Source organism: Sphingobium phenoxybenzoativorans (assembly GCF_001757355.1).
Taxonomy (GTDB): Bacteria; Pseudomonadota; Alphaproteobacteria; order Sphingomonadales; family Sphingomonadaceae; genus Sphingobium; species Sphingobium phenoxybenzoativorans.
This window is the reverse complement of sequence record NZ_MINO01000003.1, coordinates 1-19,972: the sequence shown is the minus strand read 5'-3', so window position 1 is coordinate 19,972 and position 19,972 is coordinate 1. Positions and strand designations below refer to the sequence as shown.

Annotated in this window: 19 protein-coding genes; 14 read left to right on the top strand and 5 right to left on the bottom strand. The window is 60.5% G+C overall.

All coding sequences use genetic code 11. From position 1 onward, the window contains the following. Positions 1–142 precede the first annotated feature (142 nt). The 6 genes from katE (at position 143) to BHQ40_RS02465 (ending at position 8,141) form a co-directional block, all read left to right on the top strand. Positions 143–2,317 carry a catalase gene (gene katE / locus BHQ40_RS02490; protein WP_070151865.1) on the top strand — a complete coding sequence of 725 codons (2,175 nt, stop codon included), beginning with the start codon at positions 143–145 and terminating at the stop codon, positions 2,315–2,317. Then, positions 2,298–2,867, top strand: coding sequence for an ankyrin repeat domain-containing protein (locus BHQ40_RS02485; RefSeq protein WP_253183229.1), 570 nt, complete (start codon positions 2,298–2,300; stop codon positions 2,865–2,867). The genes katE and BHQ40_RS02485 overlap by 20 nt, the downstream gene beginning before the upstream one ends. After that, on the top strand, positions 2,860–5,103 hold the full coding sequence (locus tag BHQ40_RS02480) for a hypothetical protein (protein ID WP_070151863.1): 2,244 nt from the start codon (positions 2,860–2,862) through the stop codon (positions 5,101–5,103). Before BHQ40_RS02485 ends, BHQ40_RS02480 begins: the two co-directional genes overlap by 8 nt. Then, entirely contained in the window at positions 5,100–5,858 is a 759-nt protein-coding gene (locus tag BHQ40_RS02475; RefSeq protein WP_070151861.1) for an SDR family oxidoreductase, read from the top strand. The genes BHQ40_RS02480 and BHQ40_RS02475 overlap by 4 nt, the downstream gene beginning before the upstream one ends. Continuing rightward, positions 5,855–6,991: a glycoside hydrolase family 130 protein gene (locus tag BHQ40_RS02470; RefSeq protein WP_070151860.1), complete on the top strand. Its 1,137-nt coding sequence runs from the start codon at positions 5,855–5,857 to the stop codon at positions 6,989–6,991. The genes BHQ40_RS02475 and BHQ40_RS02470 overlap by 4 nt, the downstream gene beginning before the upstream one ends. A gap of 370 nt (positions 6,992–7,361) precedes the next feature. Further along, positions 7,362–8,141: a hypothetical protein gene (locus BHQ40_RS02465; protein ID WP_070151858.1), complete on the top strand. Its 780-nt coding sequence runs from the start codon at positions 7,362–7,364 to the stop codon at positions 8,139–8,141. 228 nt (positions 8,142–8,369) lie between these two features. Here the strand turns inward: BHQ40_RS02465 and BHQ40_RS02460 are convergent, their stop codons facing one another. Further along, positions 8,370–9,680, bottom strand: a complete 1,311-nt coding sequence (locus BHQ40_RS02460) for a cation:proton antiporter (protein WP_070151856.1) — start codon at positions 9,678–9,680, stop codon at positions 8,370–8,372. 310 nt (positions 9,681–9,990) lie between these two features. Here BHQ40_RS02460 and BHQ40_RS26020 point away from each other — a divergent pair, with 310 nt between their 5' ends. After that, positions 9,991–10,152: a hypothetical protein gene (locus BHQ40_RS26020; RefSeq protein WP_171905732.1), complete on the top strand. Its 162-nt coding sequence runs from the start codon at positions 9,991–9,993 to the stop codon at positions 10,150–10,152. A gap of 104 nt (positions 10,153–10,256) precedes the next feature. Here BHQ40_RS26020 and BHQ40_RS02450 read toward each other — a convergent pair whose 3' ends face one another. Further along, positions 10,257–11,105, bottom strand: a complete 849-nt coding sequence (locus BHQ40_RS02450) for a transglutaminase-like domain-containing protein (RefSeq protein WP_070151852.1) — start codon at positions 11,103–11,105, stop codon at positions 10,257–10,259. A gap of 346 nt (positions 11,106–11,451) precedes the next feature. Here BHQ40_RS02450 and BHQ40_RS02445 point away from each other — a divergent pair, with 346 nt between their 5' ends. From BHQ40_RS02445 to BHQ40_RS02435, 3 genes are all read left to right on the top strand, one after another. Continuing rightward, entirely contained in the window at positions 11,452–11,667 is a 216-nt protein-coding gene (locus tag BHQ40_RS02445; protein WP_070151850.1) for a hypothetical protein, read from the top strand. A 17-nt stretch (positions 11,668–11,684) separates the two neighbouring features. Beyond that, positions 11,685–12,041, top strand: coding sequence for a PDZ domain-containing protein (locus BHQ40_RS02440; RefSeq protein ID WP_216094844.1), 357 nt, complete (start codon positions 11,685–11,687; stop codon positions 12,039–12,041). A 113-nt stretch (positions 12,042–12,154) separates the two neighbouring features. Next, on the top strand, positions 12,155–12,874 hold the full coding sequence (locus BHQ40_RS02435; protein ID WP_070152203.1) for a hypothetical protein: 720 nt from the start codon (positions 12,155–12,157) through the stop codon (positions 12,872–12,874). Positions 12,875–13,005: 131 nt separating this feature from the next. On the opposite strand, the gene BHQ40_RS02430 is transcribed toward BHQ40_RS02435, so the two are convergent. After that, positions 13,006–13,650 (bottom strand): alpha/beta hydrolase, encoded by a 645-nt coding sequence (locus tag BHQ40_RS02430; protein WP_070151846.1) that lies wholly within the window; start codon positions 13,648–13,650, stop codon positions 13,006–13,008. 762 nt (positions 13,651–14,412) lie between these two features. After that, the gene (locus tag BHQ40_RS02425; protein WP_070151844.1) at positions 14,413–14,607 is read right to left on the bottom strand and encodes a hypothetical protein; all 195 of its coding nucleotides are present in this window, start codon (positions 14,605–14,607) and stop codon (positions 14,413–14,415) included. Here BHQ40_RS02425 and BHQ40_RS26915 point away from each other — a divergent pair. The 4 genes from BHQ40_RS26915 (at position 14,606) to BHQ40_RS02410 (ending at position 17,485) form a co-directional block, all read left to right on the top strand. Continuing rightward, positions 14,606–15,493, top strand: coding sequence for a GFA family protein (locus tag BHQ40_RS26915; RefSeq protein ID WP_354320673.1), 888 nt, complete (start codon positions 14,606–14,608; stop codon positions 15,491–15,493). The genes BHQ40_RS02425 and BHQ40_RS26915 overlap by 2 nt on opposite strands. A gap of 19 nt (positions 15,494–15,512) precedes the next feature. Continuing rightward, complete coding sequence (locus tag BHQ40_RS02420) at positions 15,513–15,932, top strand: secondary thiamine-phosphate synthase enzyme YjbQ (RefSeq protein WP_070152200.1); 420 nt, start codon at positions 15,513–15,515, stop codon at positions 15,930–15,932. 23 nt (positions 15,933–15,955) lie between these two features. Next, positions 15,956–16,255, top strand: coding sequence for a GNAT family N-acetyltransferase (locus BHQ40_RS02415; RefSeq protein ID WP_253183228.1), 300 nt, complete (start codon positions 15,956–15,958; stop codon positions 16,253–16,255). A gap of 87 nt (positions 16,256–16,342) precedes the next feature. Continuing rightward, complete coding sequence (locus tag BHQ40_RS02410; RefSeq protein ID WP_070151842.1) at positions 16,343–17,485, top strand: alpha/beta hydrolase; 1,143 nt, start codon at positions 16,343–16,345, stop codon at positions 17,483–17,485. A gap of 162 nt (positions 17,486–17,647) precedes the next feature. On the opposite strand, the gene BHQ40_RS02405 is transcribed toward BHQ40_RS02410, so the two are convergent. Further along, positions 17,648–19,960 (bottom strand): xanthine dehydrogenase family protein molybdopterin-binding subunit, encoded by a 2,313-nt coding sequence (locus BHQ40_RS02405; protein WP_070151840.1) that lies wholly within the window; start codon positions 19,958–19,960, stop codon positions 17,648–17,650. Between the last annotated feature and the right edge of the window lie 12 nt (positions 19,961–19,972).

Sequence of the window (19,972 nt, the reverse complement as noted above, 5' to 3'; positions counted from 1 at the left end):
AACTTCTGCGGACGCCCGCGTACGCAACGAGTTTCCACTCGAACCGCGCCCCCGCATCAGGCCAAGTCTCTCCACGCCTGACCTGACGAGATCGAGCTAACGAAAACCGACCCTGCACGCGAAAGACAAGGATCCTGCGACCATGGCGAAAACCCCGAGCAAACCCAAGACCAAGGGCGAGACCCCCAAGAAGGCGCCCAAGCTCCCGCCTGCGAGCGAGTTCGCGACGAGCTTTGCCGAACCGCAGGGTCAAGGCGGCGAAACCCACCAGACCGTCCAGAGCGGCGCGCCAGCCCTCACCACGGCGCAGGGCGCGCCGATTGCCGATGATCAGAACAGCCTTAAGCAGGGCGCGCGGGGCCCGACGCTCCTCGAGGATTTCCATCTTCGCGAGAAGATCTTCCATTTCGATCATGAACGCATTCCCGAGCGCGTCGTCCACGCCCGCGGCTATGGCGCGCATGGTTTCTTCGAGCTGACCGACAGCCTCGCCGACATCACCCGCGCCGACATCTTCCAGCGAGTGGGCGAGCGCACTCCGGCCTTCGTGCGCTTTTCGACTGTCGCTGGCTCGAAGGGCTCGGCTGACCTCGTGCGCGACGTGCGCGGCTTTGCCGTCAAACTCTATACCCAGGAGGGCAACTGGGACATCGTCGGAAACAACATCCCGGTGTTCTTCATCCAGGATGCGATCAAGTTTCCCGATCTTGTCCACGCGGCAAAGCCCGAGCCGGACCGTGCCTTTCCGCAGGCGCAGACCGCGCATGACAATTTTTGGGACTTCATCAGCCTTACGCCTGAATCGATGCACATGATCATGTGGATCATGTCCGACCGGACCATCCCCCGCTCGTTCCGGACCATGGAAGGCTTCGGCGTCCACACCTTCCGGCTGCTCGACGCCGAGGGCCGCTCGACCTTCGTCAAGTTCCATTGGAAGCCCAAGCTCGGCCTGCAATCGGTCGTCTGGAATGAGGCGGTCAAGATCAATGGCGCCGACCCCGACTTCCATAGGCGCGACCTATGGGATGCGATCAACGCGGGCGATTTCCCGGAGTGGGAGCTCGGCGTCCAGCTGTTCGACGACGAGTTTGCAAACAGCTTCGACTTCGATGTACTCGACGCGACTAAGATCATTCCCGAGGAAATTCTGCCCGTCCGTGTTATTGGCCGTCTCGTCCTCGACCGCGTCGTCGATAATTTCTTCGCCGAGACCGAGCAGGTCGCCTTCTGCACGCAGAATGTGCCGCCGGGCATCGACTTCTCGAACGACCCGCTGCTCGCGGGCCGCAACTTCTCCTATCTCGACACGCAATTGAAGCGGCTTGGCTCGCCCAATTTCACCCATATCCCGATCAACGCACCCAAATGCCCGGTGTCGAACTTCCAGCAGGACGGGCATATGGCCATGCGCAACCCGGTCGGCCGCGCCAATTACGAACCCAATAGCTGGGGCGCCGAGATCGGCGGACCGCGCGAGGATCCGGTGCGGGGGTTCCGTAGCTTCGCTGAAGCGACCGAAGGTCCGAAGCTTCGTATCCGCCAGGAGAGCTTTGCCGACCATTACAGCCAGGCGCGGCAGTTCTTCGTCAGCCAGACGCCGATCGAGCAAAAGCATATCGGTGATGCCTTGGTGTTCGAGCTCTCCAAGGTTGAGCGTGTCGATATCCGCGCCAGGCTCGTCTCTCACCTGATGAACATCGATCCTGTCCTCGCCCAGACCGTGGCGGACGGCCTGGCGCTCGACCTGCCTGAGCCCGCCGTGGCCGCCCGGCCGACGATCCAGGATTTGCCACCGTCCGACGCGCTCAGCATCGTGAAAAACGGTCCCCCCAGCCTTGAGGGCCGCAAGCTCGGCATCCTCCTGACCGATGGGAGCGACGCGGCGCTATTCACCGCGCTCACCAAGGCGCTCGACGCGCAGAATGCGGTGTTCGAGGTGGTTGCGCCCAAGGTCGGCGGCGTGACGCTGTCGGACGGCACGGCGCTCGCCGCCAAACACAAGATCGACGGCGGTCCGTCAGTCCTGTTCGACGCGGTGGCCGTGCTGCCTTCGGCCGAGGGCGCGGCGCTTCTGGCGATCGACAAGCCGGCCAAGGACTTCGTCTCCGACGCCTTTGCGCACTGCAAGTTCATCGGCATCGGTGCCGCATCGGCACCGTTGTTCGACAAGGCGGGCCTGACCGAAGAACTGGACGAGGGCTGCCTGCCGCTCGGCTCGGCCAAGGACGTTGACGCCTTCCTCGCGGCATGCGGCCAGGTGCGCCATTGGCCGCGCGAGCTGGCGGTCGATCTCGATGCCCAGCCCGATGCCTGAGCATGACGAGCCAGTAACGGGCGGCCCGCGTCCACTTCCGTCGCCCGAGCGGCTGCAGGAGCTGCTGTTCGACGCAGCGCGGCTCGGCCGCGCAGACATGATCCCGGCGCTGGTCAGCGCCGGGATCGACCTCGAGGCGCATGACCCCAAAGGCTATACCGCGCTCATCCTGGCAAGCTATCACGGCTCGCTCGAAACCACGCAGGCACTGCTGGAGGCGGGCGCGCAGGTCGACGCGCCCGACCTCGGACGGGGGAACACAGCGTTGATGGGCGTGGCGTTCAAAGGGTTCGGCGCCGTTGCCCGCCTTCTCCTCGCCGCGGGGGCGGAGCCCAACCGCCGAAACCGGGCGGGCCAGACCGCCCTGATGATGGCGGCGATGTTCAGCCATGCCCAGATCGTCGAGGATCTCATCACGGCTGGCGCCGATATCGACTGGACAGACGCTGCTGGAAATAGCGCCAAGTCGCTCGCCTGTACGCAGGGGAATGCGGCAATGGCGATGTTGCTCGAGGTGGCTTCTCCGTCGATCAATTTGTTCAATGGCTAGGGCTGCGACGCTGACCAGAACGCCGCCCGGCGTCAGCGCGCAGGTTCTGGCGCTCCGGTACGAACTGATGCAGGGCGCGATGCGTCCTGTCGCCACATTCGCCTTGGCGGGCCGAGAGGTCGAGATCCTCGAAGGTCGCGACGCGCTCTGGGCGATCGTTCGCCGACCAGGCAAGGGCGGCCTAGCGATCCGCGCGGCGCATCTCCTCGGCGGCGCAGTGAAGCTGCGCACGGTCCGCGCCCATCCAATCGAAACCTGTCGCGTTGATCTGGAAGGCCCTATGGGCGCACAGACCGTTCGGTTCAGCGTGGCGGATGCCGAGCTTACGGCTTTGCGCATCACGACGACGCTGACCCCCGCCGCGCCGCTCCTCATCCCCTTCCTTCCACGCGATCTCTATCCTTTGGGCGAGAATGACGATCCCATCGGCTCGGTCGGCCGGGTGGAAGCGGCGCAGCGCGGTCTTAACACTGGCCTCACCTATTTCCACATGGACGAACCCGCCTTCGGCAGCGTCCTCTACGTCCAGAATTTCACCGCGCTTGCAGACTATTTTGCAGCGACCGACACAACGCCCGACAGTGCGGTCGGCGGTGAATGGCCGGAGCTGGGGTATCTGCCGCCATCGCCGCCGCAGAGCGGCACCCCGCCGGTCAACCCGCTGCCCGAAGGCAAAGCGACGACGATCTCGGATACTTTAATCGTCTTTCATGACGATGTTGCGTCCGACGGGCAGGATATGGGCCGCCGCTTCATCCAGATGCTGGGTGCGGCCTATCACAAGCTCGACCTCCCCGACACCGAATTTCGGGATTGGGTCGCCCGCGCGGACCAGACGCTGCGCGATCTTGATGAGGCGGACGAAGCGACCATCCGCCACTATGGCCACCGCTATGCGCACCCTTATACGGACGCCGAGTATCCAGACATCATGGTGCAGATGTCGCTCATCGGGGCGCTGCGCGACTTCGCTGTCTGGCGGAAAGAGCCCGTAGAACTCGAAGCGGAGTTCATGGCGGGCCTCGGTAAGTTCCGCGACGCCAAGCTCAAGACCCTGCGCCGCTACCTTCCCAATGTGGGCAGGGACAAGGACAAGGACGCGGTCGACAGCTGGTATCTCTACCATCCACTGCTCAACCTCGGACGGCTCGCTGTAGACGGCGAAACCCGCGCCAAGCGCTTGTTTCTCGGTGCGCTAGGCTACGCGATCAAGGCCGCGCACCATTTCAAATACGCCTGGCCGATCCAGTTCAAGGTCGACGATTTCTCGGTAATTGTGGAGGCGCGCAACGACGATGGGCTCGGGCAGACCGACGTCGGCGGGCTCTACGCCTACGTCATGCTGCAGGCCTATGAGCTGACCAAAAAAGACCAATATCTGCGCGAGGCGCAAGCCGCGATCGACGCTGCCAAAGACATGCGCTTCGAGCTCAATTATCAGGCGAACCTCACCGCCTGGGGCGCGGCCGCCTGCATGCGGCTCTGGCGGATCACGGCGGAAGAATATTATTTGCGCCACAGCTACGTCTATCTGGCTAGCTTCTTCCATAACTCTGCGATCTGGGAATCACAGATCAAGGCTGCGCGACACTATAGCAACTTCCTCGGCGTCACGTGCCTTCACGATGGTCCCTATATGGCCATCTACGAATGTTTCGACAGCTTCGTCGCCTTCGAGCGCTATCTGAAGGATAGCGGCCCCGATCTCGATCCGGCCGCGCGCATCCTCGTCAGCGAATATTGTCGCTACGCCCTCCATCGCGCTTGGTTCTATTATCCCGACGCGCTGCCAGCGGACTGCCTCGCGACCGACATCCGCAACGGGCATATCGATGCCGCGCTCTCCTTCCCGCTCGAGGATCTCTATCATGACGGCCAGCCGGCCGGGCAGGTCGGCCAGGAGATTTACGGCGCCGGCGCGGCCTTCGTGTTCGCCAGCCGCGCCTTTCATTCGGTCGATGGCGAGCACTTCCAAATCTATTGCGATCATTTCCTCATGGCGAGTGAGCGCAATAACGATCGGTCGTTGACGATCAGGCTCGACGGCGGCGACGGCTGCCGCGCCCGGCTCGCGTTGGTGCGACGCGGCCGCCCGCGCCTGCCCGATTTTACGGTCGAGGTTGCCGGAGGTGATCGCATCCGCCCGGCGCACGATAGCGACGAGCGCATCGACTTCACCATCCCCGCCAGCGGCCGGATCACCATCCGCTGGGCAAAAGCGAAGGACAGGGCATGACGGATATCGAAGACGCGCACACTACCATGCCTAGCCTGAAGGGTCGTCAGGCCATCATATCGGGCGGCACGACCGGGATCGGACGCGCGATCGCTGTTCTGCTCGCGAGCGAGGGCGCGAAGGTGTTCATCTGCGGCCGCACCCCTGAACATCTGGACGACGCGCTGGAGCGCATCCGCGAAGTCGGCGAAGGCGATGGGATAGCTCTCGATCTCACCGAACCTGACGGCGTCGATCGCTTCTTTGCCGCGGCTGCCGACTATCTTCCCGCAGCGGATATCGTCGTGATTAACGCGGCCGTCCCCGCCAAGGGCTTGTCGGAGATGTCCGATGCGGATCTGCGCTATGCCCTCGCCACCGACTTTACCGCCTATGTGATGAGCGCGCATGCCGGCGCCCGATTGCTTGAGGACAAAGGCGACATCGTCCTCATCGGCTCGATGTCGGCGCATATCCTGGGTGCGGGTTCGACCGTCTATGCGGGAATGAAAGCCGGCATCGCGGGCTTCTCGGAAGCGCTGCGCAAGGAGCTCGGCCCCAAAGGCATCAAGGTGGCATTGGTCGAACCAGGTAAGACCGGCGCCGACTTCCAATATCTCGATATTCCTGCCGAGAAGCAGCGCGAGATGATCGAGGAAGAGTCGATGCTGCGCGCCGAGGACATCGCCGTCGGCATTCACTATCTCCTGACCCAGCCGCGCCGCGCGGTTGTGCAGCAGCTCACCATTGCGCCGCGCATGCAGGATAAGGAATGAGCTTCGCGATCGACCGACTGGTCCTGACGCCCCCTGACATTGATCTCGCGCGATCGCCGCTTGCCGGTCATCTCGAGGCCGAGACCTATATCCTTGGCGCATTCAATCCGGGCCTGACCCGGCTCGCCAATGGCAATCTCCTCATGATGGTGCGTGTCGCTGAAGCGTTGCGCCATCCCATCCGGGACGGACATGTCCATGCCATACGATGGGAGTGCGGCGACGACGGCGTCGGCCGATACGTTCTGGACGCCTGGCCGCTTGAGCATGCCGATACCGCCGATCCGCGCAAGTTTCTGCTGCGGGGCGGCGGCTGGAAGATCATGGCCTTGACCTCGCTGTCCTGGCTCCTGCCTGTCGAGCTGACCCCGGACGGGCTTACGATTGTCACCGTCCATTACGACAGGGCGATCGCGCCCGCCCATGATTTTCAATGCTATGGTATCGAGGATGCGCGGATCAGCCGGGTCGGTGAGCGCTATCTGATGACAACCTGCTCGGTCAGCCCGGAACGCCATTCCACGACGCTCTATTCCTCGCACGACGGCCTGGATTGGACGTTCGAAGCGATCGTCCTCGATCATCAGAACAAGGATATGCTGATCTTCGAAGGGCTGATTGATGGCCAATATTGGGCGCAGACACGCCCGTTGGGCGACCTTTACTTCGCTTACCCGCCAGGTAGCGAATGGCGCGCAGGACCGTCCATCAACCTGGCTCATTCGCCCGACGCGCTGTTCTGGAAACCGTGGCATAAGCCTGGCATCCGCCCGCATGCTGCTACGGTCGCCACGGCGCGCATGGGCGGTGGAACGCCCCCGATCCTGACCAATGACGGGTGGCTCACGCTTTGGCACGGTGTCGAGCCAAAAGAGATCGTCGGCATTTACCGGACATATTGGTCGCTGCTTGACAGGGAGGACCCCAGCGTTGTGCTCCGCACCGAGTATGCGCCGCTTCTAGAAGCTAGCGCCGAGCTTACTAGACCGATCCAGGATATTATGTATGTGCACGATATCGTCTTTACGACAGGCATTGTTGATGCAGGTGAGTATTACGTGGTCGCGTCCGGTGAGGCAGATCTCGCCTGCAGGCTCACTCATATTCCTAAATTGACCTTTAGAAACCGGTGATGTCGCTGCGAAGCACGTCTGCCTCCGCCGAAACCCGGTATTAAGGCGGCGTGCCGGAACGACAGCCTCGACCCATCGTAGCCATTCAATTAGAGTTTTCAGGTGCCTACCGGCGACGGTCCGGTTTTATCGTCGGTCAACCTTTTGAACGGCGTGTCCAGAATGACGACTGTGCTACCACAAATGATTGTAACGCGCGCAAACGTTGCGCGTCTTCACCGCACAGGAGATATGAGCAAAAAGTAGGAAACTCGTATCTCCCTATACGTCGCTCATCTCTTTAGCGGCACTCCTTCTTCTTGACTGTTTCAAACAAGCAACCACTATCGTATCACTCGGCATCAGCCAAGGTGAGGCTAAGGGGGAGTATATGGCTTCAGTGATCGCGAGGCGGTCGTTATTTGTGGCCGAGGAGCGTTTCTTTGCGATCACTGCGATCGTTATGGCGCTCATCAATATCGCAGCCTTCTCTTTTTTGGCGGCGATGGGCATATCATCATTCCACGCGCCAGTTTCTGTACATATCCACGCGGTCTTGTTCATGGGGTGGGTTCTGCTGTTCGTCGCTCAAGTTTCACTTGCAGCGACAGGATCGCTCGCCCTCCACCGCAAATTGGGCTGGTTGGCAGTGGGCTGGGCATTGACCATGGTGATCGTCGGCACCCTTACAACGATTTGGAGCGCTCAAAAGGCGGCAGTGCCTTTCTTCTTTTTTCCTGCACAATTTCTTTTGATGAACCCGCTGAGCGTTCTCCTGTTCGCAGCACTATTGGTCGTCGGTGTTGCTAAGCGACGCGATCGTGAATGGCATCCGCGCCTGATCATATGTGGCATGGCAGCAATCATGGGTCCATCGCTCGGCCGCCTTCTGCCTGCACCACTGTTTATGTATTCGATGTTGACTGCAGTCTTCATCGGAATGATCGCATTTCCGATTGCGGGCATCGCGCGCGATAAGCTGCGGCATGGCCATGTGCATCCGGCCTGGTGGGTGGGTTTGGGATCGCTTATTCTGTTGCAACTGGCCTCGGAGACGCTCGGCCGCAGCGTAATCGCTGCCAAAATCTATGACCAGGTTGTAGTGGGCACACCGGGCGCCCTTGTGCCAGCGCTCGTCTACCAAGAACCACCGTTTCCAATACCTTCGTGATCGCTCATTGACCAGACAAACTATTTCTCATCGTCCGTATCGACTTAAGGCGAGCCGCTACGCGCCCGGTTTGGAATTTCAAGCAGCACTCGACCAAATCGAGCGGTTGCAAGCGCCTCGGTAGAACAGCTGCTTCGGCCCAGACTGGGTAAGCGGTGTTCAGAGCAAGAGGACTGCAGGGCGGATCCCTTCACATTTTCTGCAAAACTGTGTCCACGCGCATACGCCTCAGCCCTTTGTCTTTTCGGCCTCTGTTGAAGCTTCGGACTCGTGTCCGGCCTCGGCGTCGGGGTCAACCCCCCGGTATCGGTCGAGCGACCGCATGATGGGTGTGACGCTTACGCCGTGAAGGAGGATGGAGAGCAGGATTACCAAGCCGACGACACCCCAGAGCCTTTCCATGTGCGTCGTCGACATATGGTTCATTCCATATGATAGGTAGTAGATCGATCCGACGCCTCGTATTCCAAAGAAGGCCAGTGTCATCTTTTCCCGTCGATCCGCTGGATATCCAGCGAGGGCGAACCAGCCCGTTAGCGGGCGAACCACGAGGAGGATAATCAACGCGATTTCTAACTCTATCCAGCTTATTGAAGACAACAGTCCACTCGCGATCGCCCCGCCAAACAGGATCAGCACCACCATCATTGCAAGGCGTTCGATCTGCTCGGTGATTGCATGAAGGTCGCTCTGAAACTCGTGCGTGCGGTGAGTCGCGCGAAGCGTCAACGCCGTCACGAACACAGCTAGGAAGCCGTAAACGTGAATAATCTCGGTAAGGCCGTAGGAGACGAAGGTTGCAGAGATCGCGATCATCCCGTCGCCAGTTTTTGCGAGCTTGGTCTCAGCCGGGACATGAAACGTCAGCCAACCAAAAACCCGGCCGATCACCCAACCGCCCGCTATTCCACCGATAATCTCCCAAGCTACGCGGAAGGTAAGCCACTCCCATAGCCATGGCGTTCCTGCGGGTAGCGCTACTGCAAGAAGTATTGCCAGATGGACGAAAGGGAAGGCTGCACCATCGTTCAGTCCCGCTTCGGAGGTGAGGCCAAATCGTACCTCATCCTCTTCGCCCGTCTTTGGCGGCCCAACCTGAACATCGGCGGCAAGAACAGGATCGGTGGGTGCCAGGCTGGCGCCGAGCAGCAAAGCGACTGGCAATGGCAACCCGAGCAGCAGGATGCCGATCGCGGCAATTGCGAGAATTCCAAGCGGCATCGTGACCGCTAGCAGTCGCCATGTCACCGCCCATCGCTGAAAGCCGAAGACACGATCGATCTTAAGGCCTGCTCCCATCAGCGCAATGATGACGACGAACTCGCTAAGACGCTCCGTGACCTGTGGATAGCGAATCGGCAGCGGCTGAAGCACGACCTGCGGGGGAAGGAAGATAGCCATGCCAATGCCGATGCAGACGATCGGAAGCGATAGCGGCAGCCTTTTCAGTGCGAGCGGCAGCCACGCGACGAGGGCGATTAGGAGGCCAACTCCGGTCATTATCAGGATATACGGCTCAGGTGAAATTTCAGTCGCCATCAATCTGTAACGCACAAGCAAAGCATTTAGGTGGTGCGGCGTGCCAGGAACTATCGCGCCAGCTGATAATCCGGCGCCTGCGCGTAATGTCCTTGAGGAGATGGGCTGACTGACGAAATTTATGCTCACGCTGTGGCCCACGCTGATCCATACGCTCGACATGATGGCCTATGCAGACGGGCAACTCTGTGCACCGATGGAAGCACAGAAGCATGCAGCAGTAAGCCACCCTCTTTTGCGCACTCGCGCCGCTGTTTACGCAGAGCGCCTGTATGGCTGTGGGGTAGGCCGACGATCATTGGAAGCTGGAATGGCCCTGCTGACCCGTCGGCGATCGATCCAGCGCGCTGCTATTTCAGCTTCTCTGTTTGCTAACTTTCTGCTGATGAAGTCAGCGCGGCTGCTGGCCCGGACGCTTGGGCCGCGCGGGATCGTCGCTCGCATAAAGCCCGCTACCGACACATATCTGTGACGCATGATAAAGCAGATTAGTTAGTCGCTAAGCGTTGACCACATGGCGCCAATTCCCTTGGAGGGCGTGCATTGCAAGCGAGGGTGGTGACGTCAGCAACGCTGCTAAGCTGCGAGCCTCACGGCATTCCGCATGGCTAAAGGAACTTCGCTCACTTCGTCCGTATGCACCTTGAAACTTGCCAGGCGCACATTGCCAAACGCTGTGGTCAAGGCTGTGTCCGCGGCGTCGCGGCCGCAGGCCATCATAATACGTCCTATGCGGGGCACATGATGGCGCGCGTCGAAACTGTGCCATTCCCCGCCTAGATAAACTTCGAACCAGGCATGGAAGTCCATCGGAATATCCACCGGATCTATGCCGATATCTCCAAGATAGCCGCTGCAATATCGCGCCGGGATGTTCATGCAGCGGCAAAGGGCAACGGCCAGATGCGCGAAATCCCGGCAAACGCCCACCCTTTCCTGATAGGCTTCCCATGCGGTTCGGGTCGCGCGCGCGAAAGAGTAGCCATAGGTCAGATGACCGTGCACAAAATCGACGATCGCCTGCACGCGCTGCCAGCCCGGCGGAATATGGCCAAAGAGCCACCAGGCTTCGTTGGACAGTAGGTCGGTGTCGCAATATCGGCTGCCGACCAGATACATGAGGATATCGGACGGCAAGGTTTCTATCTCATGCTGGATGGCGTTAGGGCTCTGCCGATCAGGCATGCCCGAGTCTTCAACGACGAAGTCGCAGGCGATGCTGGTGTATCCCACCGGCAAAGTTGTGCGCGAACATATGTTGCCGAACACGTCCCGATAATCCTCTATGGCGATGGCGCGATCATTGCTCACGCAATGGGAGGTTCGCAAATCATCCCACCGGTCAGAACGAATACTTAACATGGAGATCATGGGCGTGGGAGCATAGGCCTCGAGCAGGAGGTCATAGCCGGCACAAATAAGCATGAGGAAGGCTCCGGGTCATCTGGGAGATTGAGATAGACAGTCGATTGCGCAAAAGCGCGTGAACATCGAACTGGTTGCAGGCCTATCATTTTAGTTCGAAGGGGTTGCGGACCACAGATCGTCCGGTTTTCCGACGGGCGGGATCGTCGCGTGGCAAGATTTATTGTGCAGATCAAAGCCTTGCTGCGTTTTCTCCCTGGCGCTCCCTGACTTATCGCTCTCTTGTGCAGCGAAATTTATCATGACTTGGATCAACTTCGACAAATGGCATGAAACTCGATTTGCGCAGAGGGTTTGATAGAGCGGACGGACCTGACGGTCCTGCACGCGCAGAAAGGTTGATACCATGCCTGGTAACGAAAATGGCTTAGATCCCGAAAACGGTCAGTCCGAAGAGCTTCCCCGTCGCGGACCCGCTGGCGACGTCCAGCCCAATGCGGATGACCTCGACCCGCGCACGCGCGGCGGCAATCCGCAAGAAGACGTAGAGGATCGGCCGTTGGTCGGCAGCGTGTCGCCGGAGGATTACCCCGAGGTCGACCGCGCCAACTCCCGTCCCTGATGATCGAAGGAATTGTGATGAGCACAGCTTTGGAAGGTAAATTCGTCAGCAGGACTCAGGCCGATCTGGCAATCGAGCGGCTGGTGCAAGAGATTGGCATCGAGCGGACGGATATCTTCGTTTCCGCGGAAGGCGATCAAAACAGCAGCGGCAGCGTGATCGCCGGATCGGACGGCGAAACGGTTGGTCAGGCTGCAAGAGAAGACGGCGCCCTTGCCGGACAGATCATCGTGTCCGTCGATCTGCAGGACGAGACCCATGCCGAGGCGGTTAAGGCCGCCTTGCGCGAATTCGCAAAGGACATGTCACCTCATTTTCATTTAGGGGTTTCAATGCCCGCTGGTGCAATAAGTGGAAGCCAATTCAATCAATGAATCGCCTAGCGCTCCCCGACCAATATGGTCATTAGAAAACTTTGGCGCGAGTAGCTGGCAGCGGACACGGTCGGCAGCCGCCCTTTGTCGCCATCAGTATGTGGGGCGCGGAAATGGGGGAAGTGGGTGGCCACGCGCCTTTGGCTAAGGAGCGCTGGTTCTTTTTCTATCTGGCGGTTGCAATCTTTGCCACGGTTGCGGCAGGCTTCGGTTCGCAAGTCGTCACCGGCCGGACGTGGTTCACCGATTTCCCTTGGCAGGTGCATGCCCACGTCGCATTGTTCTCGTCGTGGATCATTCTTTACCTTACGCAAAATTGGCTCGTAGCGAACGGACGTTCGCCCCAACTGCACCGGCGCCTGGGATGGCTCGGGGCGGTTATTGCAATGCTGATGATACCGCTAGGTATTGCAGGCACAATGGGAGCCATCGCACGCGGCGCAATCAACGGAATATTCCCGCTTGGTCTCTTTCTGGCCCTTGATGTCCTTCACCTGGTCGGCTTCGGCGTCCTGACCTTCGCCGGCCTGCGAATGCGACGCCACGCAGCATGGCATAAGCGTCTAATGTTCTGCGGTACGGTATTACTAACGGCGCCCGCGATAAGCCGTTTGGCAGGATTTCTACCAGCCGGCAGCCCAACGCCGCTCTTGGTCGTCGCTGCGCTGTTCCTTTTCCTCCTTACCGGCATTTTTTTCGACCGATTTGTCTTGGGCCGTGTTCATCCAGCTTATTATTGGGGGGTGGCTGCAACCGCCACCGTGGAATTGCTGGTTGTGCCGATTGGCGGCAGCGCACCGGTCATCACCTTCGCCAAATGGCTTGCCACCTAATCCCCGACATCGATTTGTAGCGCCCGGCGGCAATAGCGACTTGGCGCCTCAATCCCGCGAGTGCCGACCGCTCTCGACCAAGCAAGGCGACCACACCGTATCGTTCAACGCCTGGAAAGACACGTTCGCAGTTAGGTATTAAGGCACTTACCAATCGCCGCCAGCATCGCCCTTTTTTGGTAAGCTGCAGCCCTGTCCCACATGTCGTCGTGCTTTACAGGTACTGCAATGATCGACATGCCCAGTGCCGTCTGCTCCGTTGGAGAAGGCAGGACGCCGGGGTCAGCGACGTGGTCGCTCGAGCGGAGTGAACAGACTTTCGGCTGCCTCAGTCGCGGCAGGGGCATTCTGCGGTTATCGAGAGACAGCGCTATCCGTACCTTTTCGGGATGCTCGGTAGCGAATAGCATGGTCATATCACCGCCGTTCGAATGACCGATGACCATTGCGCCGTAAGCAGAATCGCTGAGGCCTTGGCGGGCCATTTCTCCAATGACGAAGCCGATGCTACTTGCTCCGACTTCCCACACAGGCCGCCGAAGAAGAGCAAGATCGCCACTATTGATCATCGGCGGGTCACCCGGCAATTCCAAATGTTCGATCGACACAACGATGTAGCCGCGCCTTACCAGATCGCCTGCCAGAAAGGCGTAGTCGCCATTATGGCCGCCGTATCCGTGAGACATAATTGCCAGTGGCTTCTTCCTCCCCGGGTCGGTGTTCCCATAGATCAGGATAGGAATGGGGCGCTGGCGGGCAGTATCGGTCAGCGTCACTGCCAATGCTCCCGGCTCGACCGAGCGCGTAAGCGATCGACGATCGTGCGAGGTGCAAGCGGACAGGCATAGGGCAAACAACATGGCACGATGTAGCATCGCTATCGTTTAGCAGGAGAGCGGCAAACGACCATGCCTGATGTCTGCCTAGCTTGAGTCTTCGCCTGCAGGCCGCCTATCGCAAATTCACCAGATTCCGCCGGAGACCCAATGACGATATTCCTGTCTTGCGATCGCAATCACATAGCGGCTATCGCACGATCGAGGCTGCCAGACACCACGGGTTGCGGAACCTGCTGGCGGCCCACCCAAATCGGGCCAATCTCTCATTGTCGCCTGGAAGCGACGGCGTATCATAGCTGCGTTGAGAGTGCCCGAGGACTGGTCGGTCGCTCACCCTCGCTGGGCGACCGACCTAAACCAGGTGGTAACGGTTACATGCTATCTGGATTTCGCGATCCCAATCGCTAATGATGGAGCCGAGGGTCGGCCTTCCCCTGAAGTTAGCCGGCCCTCACTTCCCGCGGACCCCCAGCGGCTTGCTAACAGCATCGTCGAGTGCCCAGCCTTTGCGAAGTCTGATCTCAAACGCTCCTTGCGACATTCCATTTTCGCGGGCTACCACGATGGCAAGACGACCATCGGTCAGGCGAAGATCGTGATATTTCCGCATCTTGGGCGAACAGTTCGATTGCGAAGGTGGTTCCAGCCCAGTCGATTTCAACAGATTGGGCAGTGCCCTGAGAGGTGCGGCTCAGGAAATTATCCGAGTCTCGCGCGATCGAAATCGATCAACGCTTTCGCCTTGATACGGAGGATCGACCGCCCTTCGCCGGGTGCTGCATATTCTATGACATCGAGAGGTTCGTTTTCTCCCGGCCGGGCAATGCGGACGACGCTGTCCCTGGCTTGGTACGAGATTTGATAGCCGCGATAGGCCTCTTGCCAGACTGTCATGCGCCCTCACGCAGATGCGAATGTTTCCATCGATAACAGATTATCAATCAAATCGGACCTATTGCGCACATGCTTGTGGCGGGGGCCATATGCCGTCCCGGCGCGATACTATTTAGAATGCGCGCCGGGACTTATATTAGGCCCGGGCATGAATTCTGCTTCAGTTATGACTTCGGTCTTCAAAATCCATTGCGTCGCGGAGTTTCCGGACCTGTCGGCGCATCCACACAATGGGAAATATAGCTGCGGCGATGACGGTGAGAATGGCCCCTTCAAGCAATCCTATTTTTCGCCCACGCCAGCAGCCTCAATCTCTGTTCCCTCCGCCAACGCACGAGGATGCGGTTTCGCTGCTTTACACACCATCCGACATGGAACGACTCCTCCATTCAAGGCGTCTGCGCCAGTCCCTTTGTTCCCTCCCCGCTTTGCCAGGTTTCGACCTCATCGGCGTGGGTCTTTCCCGGTCGCTGCGTGTTGTTCGCGCATGACGACAGCAACCAAGGAACGGTCGGGCGGCTGCACTTGTGGCACATTGCGGTTCTTCGCGCGGGGTGAGCCATTACGCGTGGGCCTTTGTCACTGCCTTGTTTGTCAAAAGGCACATGGCGCGCCCTATCTCGCCTTTGCCGTCTTTCCGCTGTCCGCCGTCGCTCTTTCCGGGCCGCATGCGGTCTGGGAAAGCAGTCCCACCTACCGTCGCCTTTACTGCCCAACATGTGGATCCCGGTTCGTGAACCTTACCGGCGATGAGATTGAGCTACCCGTCGCGAGCTTCGACGATGCCTCGGGTCTCGTGCCCCAATATGAAAACTGGGTTACGCGTCGGCTGCCCTGGATTGTACCTCTTCCCGTTCCCCAATTTGCGCGCGATCGGCGGTCATGAAGCTTGGGAGGCAGCCATGATGCGACAGGCAACGACAACCCTCACGATCGAAACACCCGGACAGGGATTGCATGACGTGACCTCGCCGATCCTGCGCTGGGTACAAGCAAGTGGGATCGTCGTTGGTCTGCTCACCATATTTTGCCAGCACACATCTGCCTCGCTCCTCATCCAGGAAAATGCGGCACCGGCAGCGCGCCGGGATTTGGAAACCTATTTCGCCGGCATCGCGCCTGAAGACCGGCATCGTTATGAGCATGACGAAGAAGGACCGGATGACATGCCCGCTCATCTCCGCGCGGCGCTGACGGCTGTGCAGCTGTCCATCCCCGTAATTGACGGCGCGCCGTGCCTCGGAACATGGCAAGGCATATACTTGTTCGAACATCGACGGGCGGCGCACGCGCGGCGGCTCGTGCTTCATCTGCTGGGTGAATGAGGCGCACGAAATGAGGAGGCAGGATGATGTCCGACACAAGCGAGGTTCGGAACAATCAAGCGGAAGGGCAATATGAGTTGGAAATAGACGGCCAACTCGCCATTGCCGCCTATGAACGCCGCGACGGCGCACTGGTCTTCACGCACACGCAGGTGCCCGAGGCTCTCGAGGGGCAAGGCGTGGGAAGCCGCCTCATCAGAGCCGCGCTTCGAGACGTTCGCGATCAAGGCTTGAAGATCATACCCCTCTGCGAATTTGTCGCAGCCTATTTCGAACGCCATCCCGAAGACCAGGATCTGCTCGCGCTCGACTCGCCGGGGTGAGTGTTGGGAACGCCATGGGCCGGCGCATTGGCCCTTCATCTTTGGCTCACCTGTCGTTGAAGCTGTAAATGGACCGGGAGTGTTGCGATGCTGTACGGGGCTTCGAGGCTGGTCGGTGGCTTAATCTGTGCCACGGTCATTGCGGCAGTGCCCGCAAACGCCGCCGCACGAGCAGAGGCAGCGCCTATCGGCCCGGCCAATCGCGCTGAAGCTGTCAGCATCATAGCTGGCCTACGCAAGATCGTGAGCCCGCAGGGCCTGCAGGCCATCGAGAGTATCCGGATCGGAGGCATCAACCAGGTGATTTCCATCCGCAGCCAGGATTTGAGAAATCCCGTGCTGATCTATTTTCATGGAGGTCCGGGTTTTGTCGAGATGCCGCTCGATTGGTGGTGGGACCGCGGATGGGACGAGTATTTCACCGTTATTCATTGGGACCAGCGCAACGCCGGAAAGAGCTACACGCTTAGCGGCCCCAGCGATCCGGCGACGCTGACCCCTGAGCGCTTTCAGGCAGATGCCGAGGAACTGGTGCAATGGGCGCTCAAGCGCTTCGGCAAGCGCAAGCTGTTCGTCCTTGGCCATAGTTGGGGCAGCATGCTGGGATTGAAGCTCGCAGCCGCGCACCCTGAATGGCTGCACGCCTATATCGGCATGGGGCAACTTACCGATGGGCCAGAGAGCGAACGCCGCGGATGGGCGTGGACAATGGCTGAAGCACGGGGTGACGGCAACATTCAGGCAATCAAAGAGCTTGAAGCCATCGCGCCTTATGCGGCGCCTGGCCAATCGGTCACGGTTCCCGCCATCTTGACCCAGCGCAAGTGGCTCAACCATTATGGTGGAGCCGCCTGGAAGCGGTCCGGAGGCGACTTTGAAGCGGCCGCTTTCAAGCTCGCGCCCGAATATAGCGACGAGGACGTGCGCAATGCCTTCAAGGGGCAGGTTCCCGTCACCGAGGCGCTTCTGCCCAAGATACTGACCACAGATCTGTCGCCCATTCGGCAGCTTGATGTGCCGCTGCTCCTGCTGCTTGGCCGCCATGATGTGAACGTGTCGAGCGAGGTCGCGGCGGAATGGTTCGCCCAAGTCTATGCGCCATCGAAGGCATTGATATGGTTCGAACGATCAGGGCATCACATCACCAGCGAGGAGCCGGGCAAGCTCTTGACGACTCTTATAACCAAGGCGCGCCCTATTGCAGAGCAAGCCGGCGATGTTGCACCCTGACCTCAAAGTGCAAGCGATGGAGGTGCTGTAGATCAATCCAAGTGCAGGTTTCGGCTACTGCCGTGCCAGCGGCTCCCGACCCATCCCGGCCGTCCGTGCACAAATTTGCTGATCCTGACTGCTGACGGTCAGCTATTCCGAGTGCGGATATTTCGGCCAGGACTAGATCAGCTTGTCGAGCGTCAGGGGCAGGTCGCGCACCCGCTTGCCGGTCGCATTGAAAACGGCGTTGGCGATGGCGGCCGCGACGCCGGTGGTGCCAATCTCGCCTATCCCGCGCGCGCCGAGCGGTGTGCGGGGATCGGGGATGTCGGTCCACAGCACGTCAATGTCGGGCACGTCGAGATGCACCGGCACATGATAGTCGGCGAGCGACGTGCTCATGATGCGGCCGCTGCGCTCGTCGAGCAGCGTCTCCTCCGTCAGCGCCATGCCAAGCCCCATGATCATGCCGCCCTTGAACTGGCTGGTCGCAGTCTTGGCATTAAGGATACGGCCACAATCGAAGGCACCGACAAGGCGATCGACGCGTATTTCACCTGTGACCTCGCTGACGCGCAGTTCACAGAAGTTGGCCGACGTGCTGTGCATCGAATATTTCATGATCTCGAGCGGCGCGCCGCTTTCGCCGACCATGCTGAGGTCGCTCCGTCCCGCGCGGCGCAGGATTGAGGCGAAGCTTTCCTGGCGGACAGGCTCCGCGACGCTGCGCAGTCCTCCGTTGACGAACTCGACCTCGCTCGGCTTGAGGCCTGCGAGCGGCGTGTCGTTGCCGGCTAGCCGAACCAGTTCAGCCGCGAGCTTCCCGCTCGCCGCGCTGATGGCGGCCGCGAGTGAAGCGGTCTGCGACGATCCGCCGGCGAAGCTTGCAAACGGCAGGCTCGAATCCCCGATCTCCACCGTGACACGGTCGAGCGGGAGACCCAGCCGATCGGCGGCATGCTGCCGCTGCACTGTTGCGGTACCCATGCCCATTTCATGCGCAGCGCTCGCGACATGGGCGTTGCCATGGGCGTCGATCGTAATCCGCACGGAAGTGCCGGGCATGCGCATGAATGGGAAGGTGCCGGTGGCGCAGCCCATGCCAATCAGCCACTCGCCCTCACGTCGCGTGCCCGGATCGGCCAAGCGCCGGTCCCAGCCGATGCGCGCCGCGCCGAGGTCGTAGGCCTCCATCATCGCGCTTTGCGAGTGCGGTGCGCCGCTCACCGGGTCGCGGCTCGCCACGTTGCGCCGGCGCAACTCGATGGGGTCCATGCCGATGGCGTAGGCCAGTTCGTCCATCGCGCATTCGATCGCGAAGGTGCCGGGCGTCTCACCGGGTCCGCGCATGAAGCTGTTCGCCAGCAGGTCGAGGTCGACATAATGCTGGACGATATCGAAGCTCTCGCTGGCGTAGAGCGAGCGGCCCGTAAGGGTGAAGCCTTCGTCGCAGATGCTATGCAGTGGCCTGACGCCGTAGCCATGGTGCTGCATAGCCTTGAGCTTGCCGTCCGCATCCGCGGCCAGCGCCACCCGCTGCTCTGTTTGCATGCGCCCGCCGATCAGTTGGTGCATGCTGGCGCGTGAGAGGGCGACGCGCACAGGCCGGTCAGCAAGCTTCGCCGCCGCCGCGCCCAGTATCTGGTGATCCCAAAGGCCCTTTGCGCCGAAGCCTCCGCCCACATAGGGCGAGCTTACCTCGACATCGCCAGCCTTCAGCCCGAATGTCTTCGCGAGCGAACCGGCGGTCCCGTGAATCATCTGGGTCGCATCGTGAACGATCAGCTTGCCGTTCCGCCAGACGATCGTCGCGGCGTGCGGCTCGATCGGATTATGGTTCTCCCAGGGCGTCGTATAGACGGCGTCGATCTTGAACGCGGCCTCCGCGAATTTTCGGCTTGGGCCGCCTTTCTCGAGGCGATTGCGCTCGACGAGGATGGACTCCGGCGTATAGGCGCTGGCCTTGCCTTCCTCGAACCGCGTGCGCGCCGGCGCGGCGTCGTAGCGCACGCGGACCAAGGTGGCCGCATGGTCCGCCTGCTCGCGCGTCTCGGCCAGAACCACCGCCACAACCTGTCCGTTCCAGCGGATCTCGGGATCCTGCATGATCGGCAATGTATGATTGCCGGCGGCCTTGAGGTTGGTCATGCCGATCGGCGGCGGGACGCTCATTTTGGGGGCGTTGCGATAGGTCATGACGAGCGCGACGCCGGGTGCCGCCTCGGCCGCGGACACATCGATATCGGCGATGCGGCCGCGCGCGATCGTTGAGTGGACGAAGGCGGCGTAGAGGAGACCCTCCATCGGCACTTCGGCGGCGAACCGCGCCGCCCCGCGCACCTTGTCGGGACCGTCGACCCGCGACTGCTGCTCGCCGAGCGACACGCGCTTGTCGATCAGCGGATCGGGCGTCCCGCCGGGCAGCCAGCTTGCGGGCACTTGGCCGATGACCGCGCGCACGCCGCCGACGATGGCATTTTGCAGCTTGGTCATGGATACGCTCCT

Excerpts from the sequence above, each read along its gene's own strand:
- BHQ40_RS26020 (WP_171905732.1), top strand. The coding sequence starts at position 9,991 with ATGGCCCTGCTGACCCGTCGGCGATCGATCCAGCGCGCTGCTATTTCA.
- BHQ40_RS02405 (WP_070151840.1), bottom strand. The coding sequence starts at position 19,960 with ATGACCAAGCTGCAAAATGCCATCGTCGGCGGCGTGCGCGCGGTCATC.
- BHQ40_RS02465 (WP_070151858.1), top strand. The coding sequence starts at position 7,362 with ATGGCTTCAGTGATCGCGAGGCGGTCGTTATTTGTGGCCGAGGAGCGT.
- BHQ40_RS02485 (WP_253183229.1), top strand. The coding sequence starts at position 2,298 with ATGCCCAGCCCGATGCCTGAGCATGACGAGCCAGTAACGGGCGGCCCG.
- BHQ40_RS02470 (WP_070151860.1), top strand. The coding sequence starts at position 5,855 with ATGAGCTTCGCGATCGACCGACTGGTCCTGACGCCCCCTGACATTGAT.
- BHQ40_RS02415 (WP_253183228.1), top strand. The coding sequence starts at position 15,956 with ATGATGTCCGACACAAGCGAGGTTCGGAACAATCAAGCGGAAGGGCAA.
- BHQ40_RS02410 (WP_070151842.1), top strand. The coding sequence starts at position 16,343 with ATGCTGTACGGGGCTTCGAGGCTGGTCGGTGGCTTAATCTGTGCCACG.
- BHQ40_RS02425 (WP_070151844.1), bottom strand. The coding sequence starts at position 14,607 with ATGACAGTCTGGCAAGAGGCCTATCGCGGCTATCAAATCTCGTACCAA.
- BHQ40_RS02480 (WP_070151863.1), top strand. The coding sequence starts at position 2,860 with ATGGCTAGGGCTGCGACGCTGACCAGAACGCCGCCCGGCGTCAGCGCG.
- BHQ40_RS02460 (WP_070151856.1), bottom strand. The coding sequence starts at position 9,680 with ATGGCGACTGAAATTTCACCTGAGCCGTATATCCTGATAATGACCGGA.
- BHQ40_RS02440 (WP_216094844.1), top strand. The coding sequence starts at position 11,685 with ATGAGCACAGCTTTGGAAGGTAAATTCGTCAGCAGGACTCAGGCCGAT.
- BHQ40_RS02435 (WP_070152203.1), top strand. The coding sequence starts at position 12,155 with ATGGGGGAAGTGGGTGGCCACGCGCCTTTGGCTAAGGAGCGCTGGTTC.
- BHQ40_RS26915 (WP_354320673.1), top strand. The coding sequence starts at position 14,606 with ATGCGCCCTCACGCAGATGCGAATGTTTCCATCGATAACAGATTATCA.
- katE (WP_070151865.1), top strand. The coding sequence starts at position 143 with ATGGCGAAAACCCCGAGCAAACCCAAGACCAAGGGCGAGACCCCCAAG.
- BHQ40_RS02445 (WP_070151850.1), top strand. The coding sequence starts at position 11,452 with ATGCCTGGTAACGAAAATGGCTTAGATCCCGAAAACGGTCAGTCCGAA.
- BHQ40_RS02420 (WP_070152200.1), top strand. The coding sequence starts at position 15,513 with ATGCGACAGGCAACGACAACCCTCACGATCGAAACACCCGGACAGGGA.
- BHQ40_RS02475 (WP_070151861.1), top strand. The coding sequence starts at position 5,100 with ATGACGGATATCGAAGACGCGCACACTACCATGCCTAGCCTGAAGGGT.
- BHQ40_RS02450 (WP_070151852.1), bottom strand. The coding sequence starts at position 11,105 with ATGCTTATTTGTGCCGGCTATGACCTCCTGCTCGAGGCCTATGCTCCC.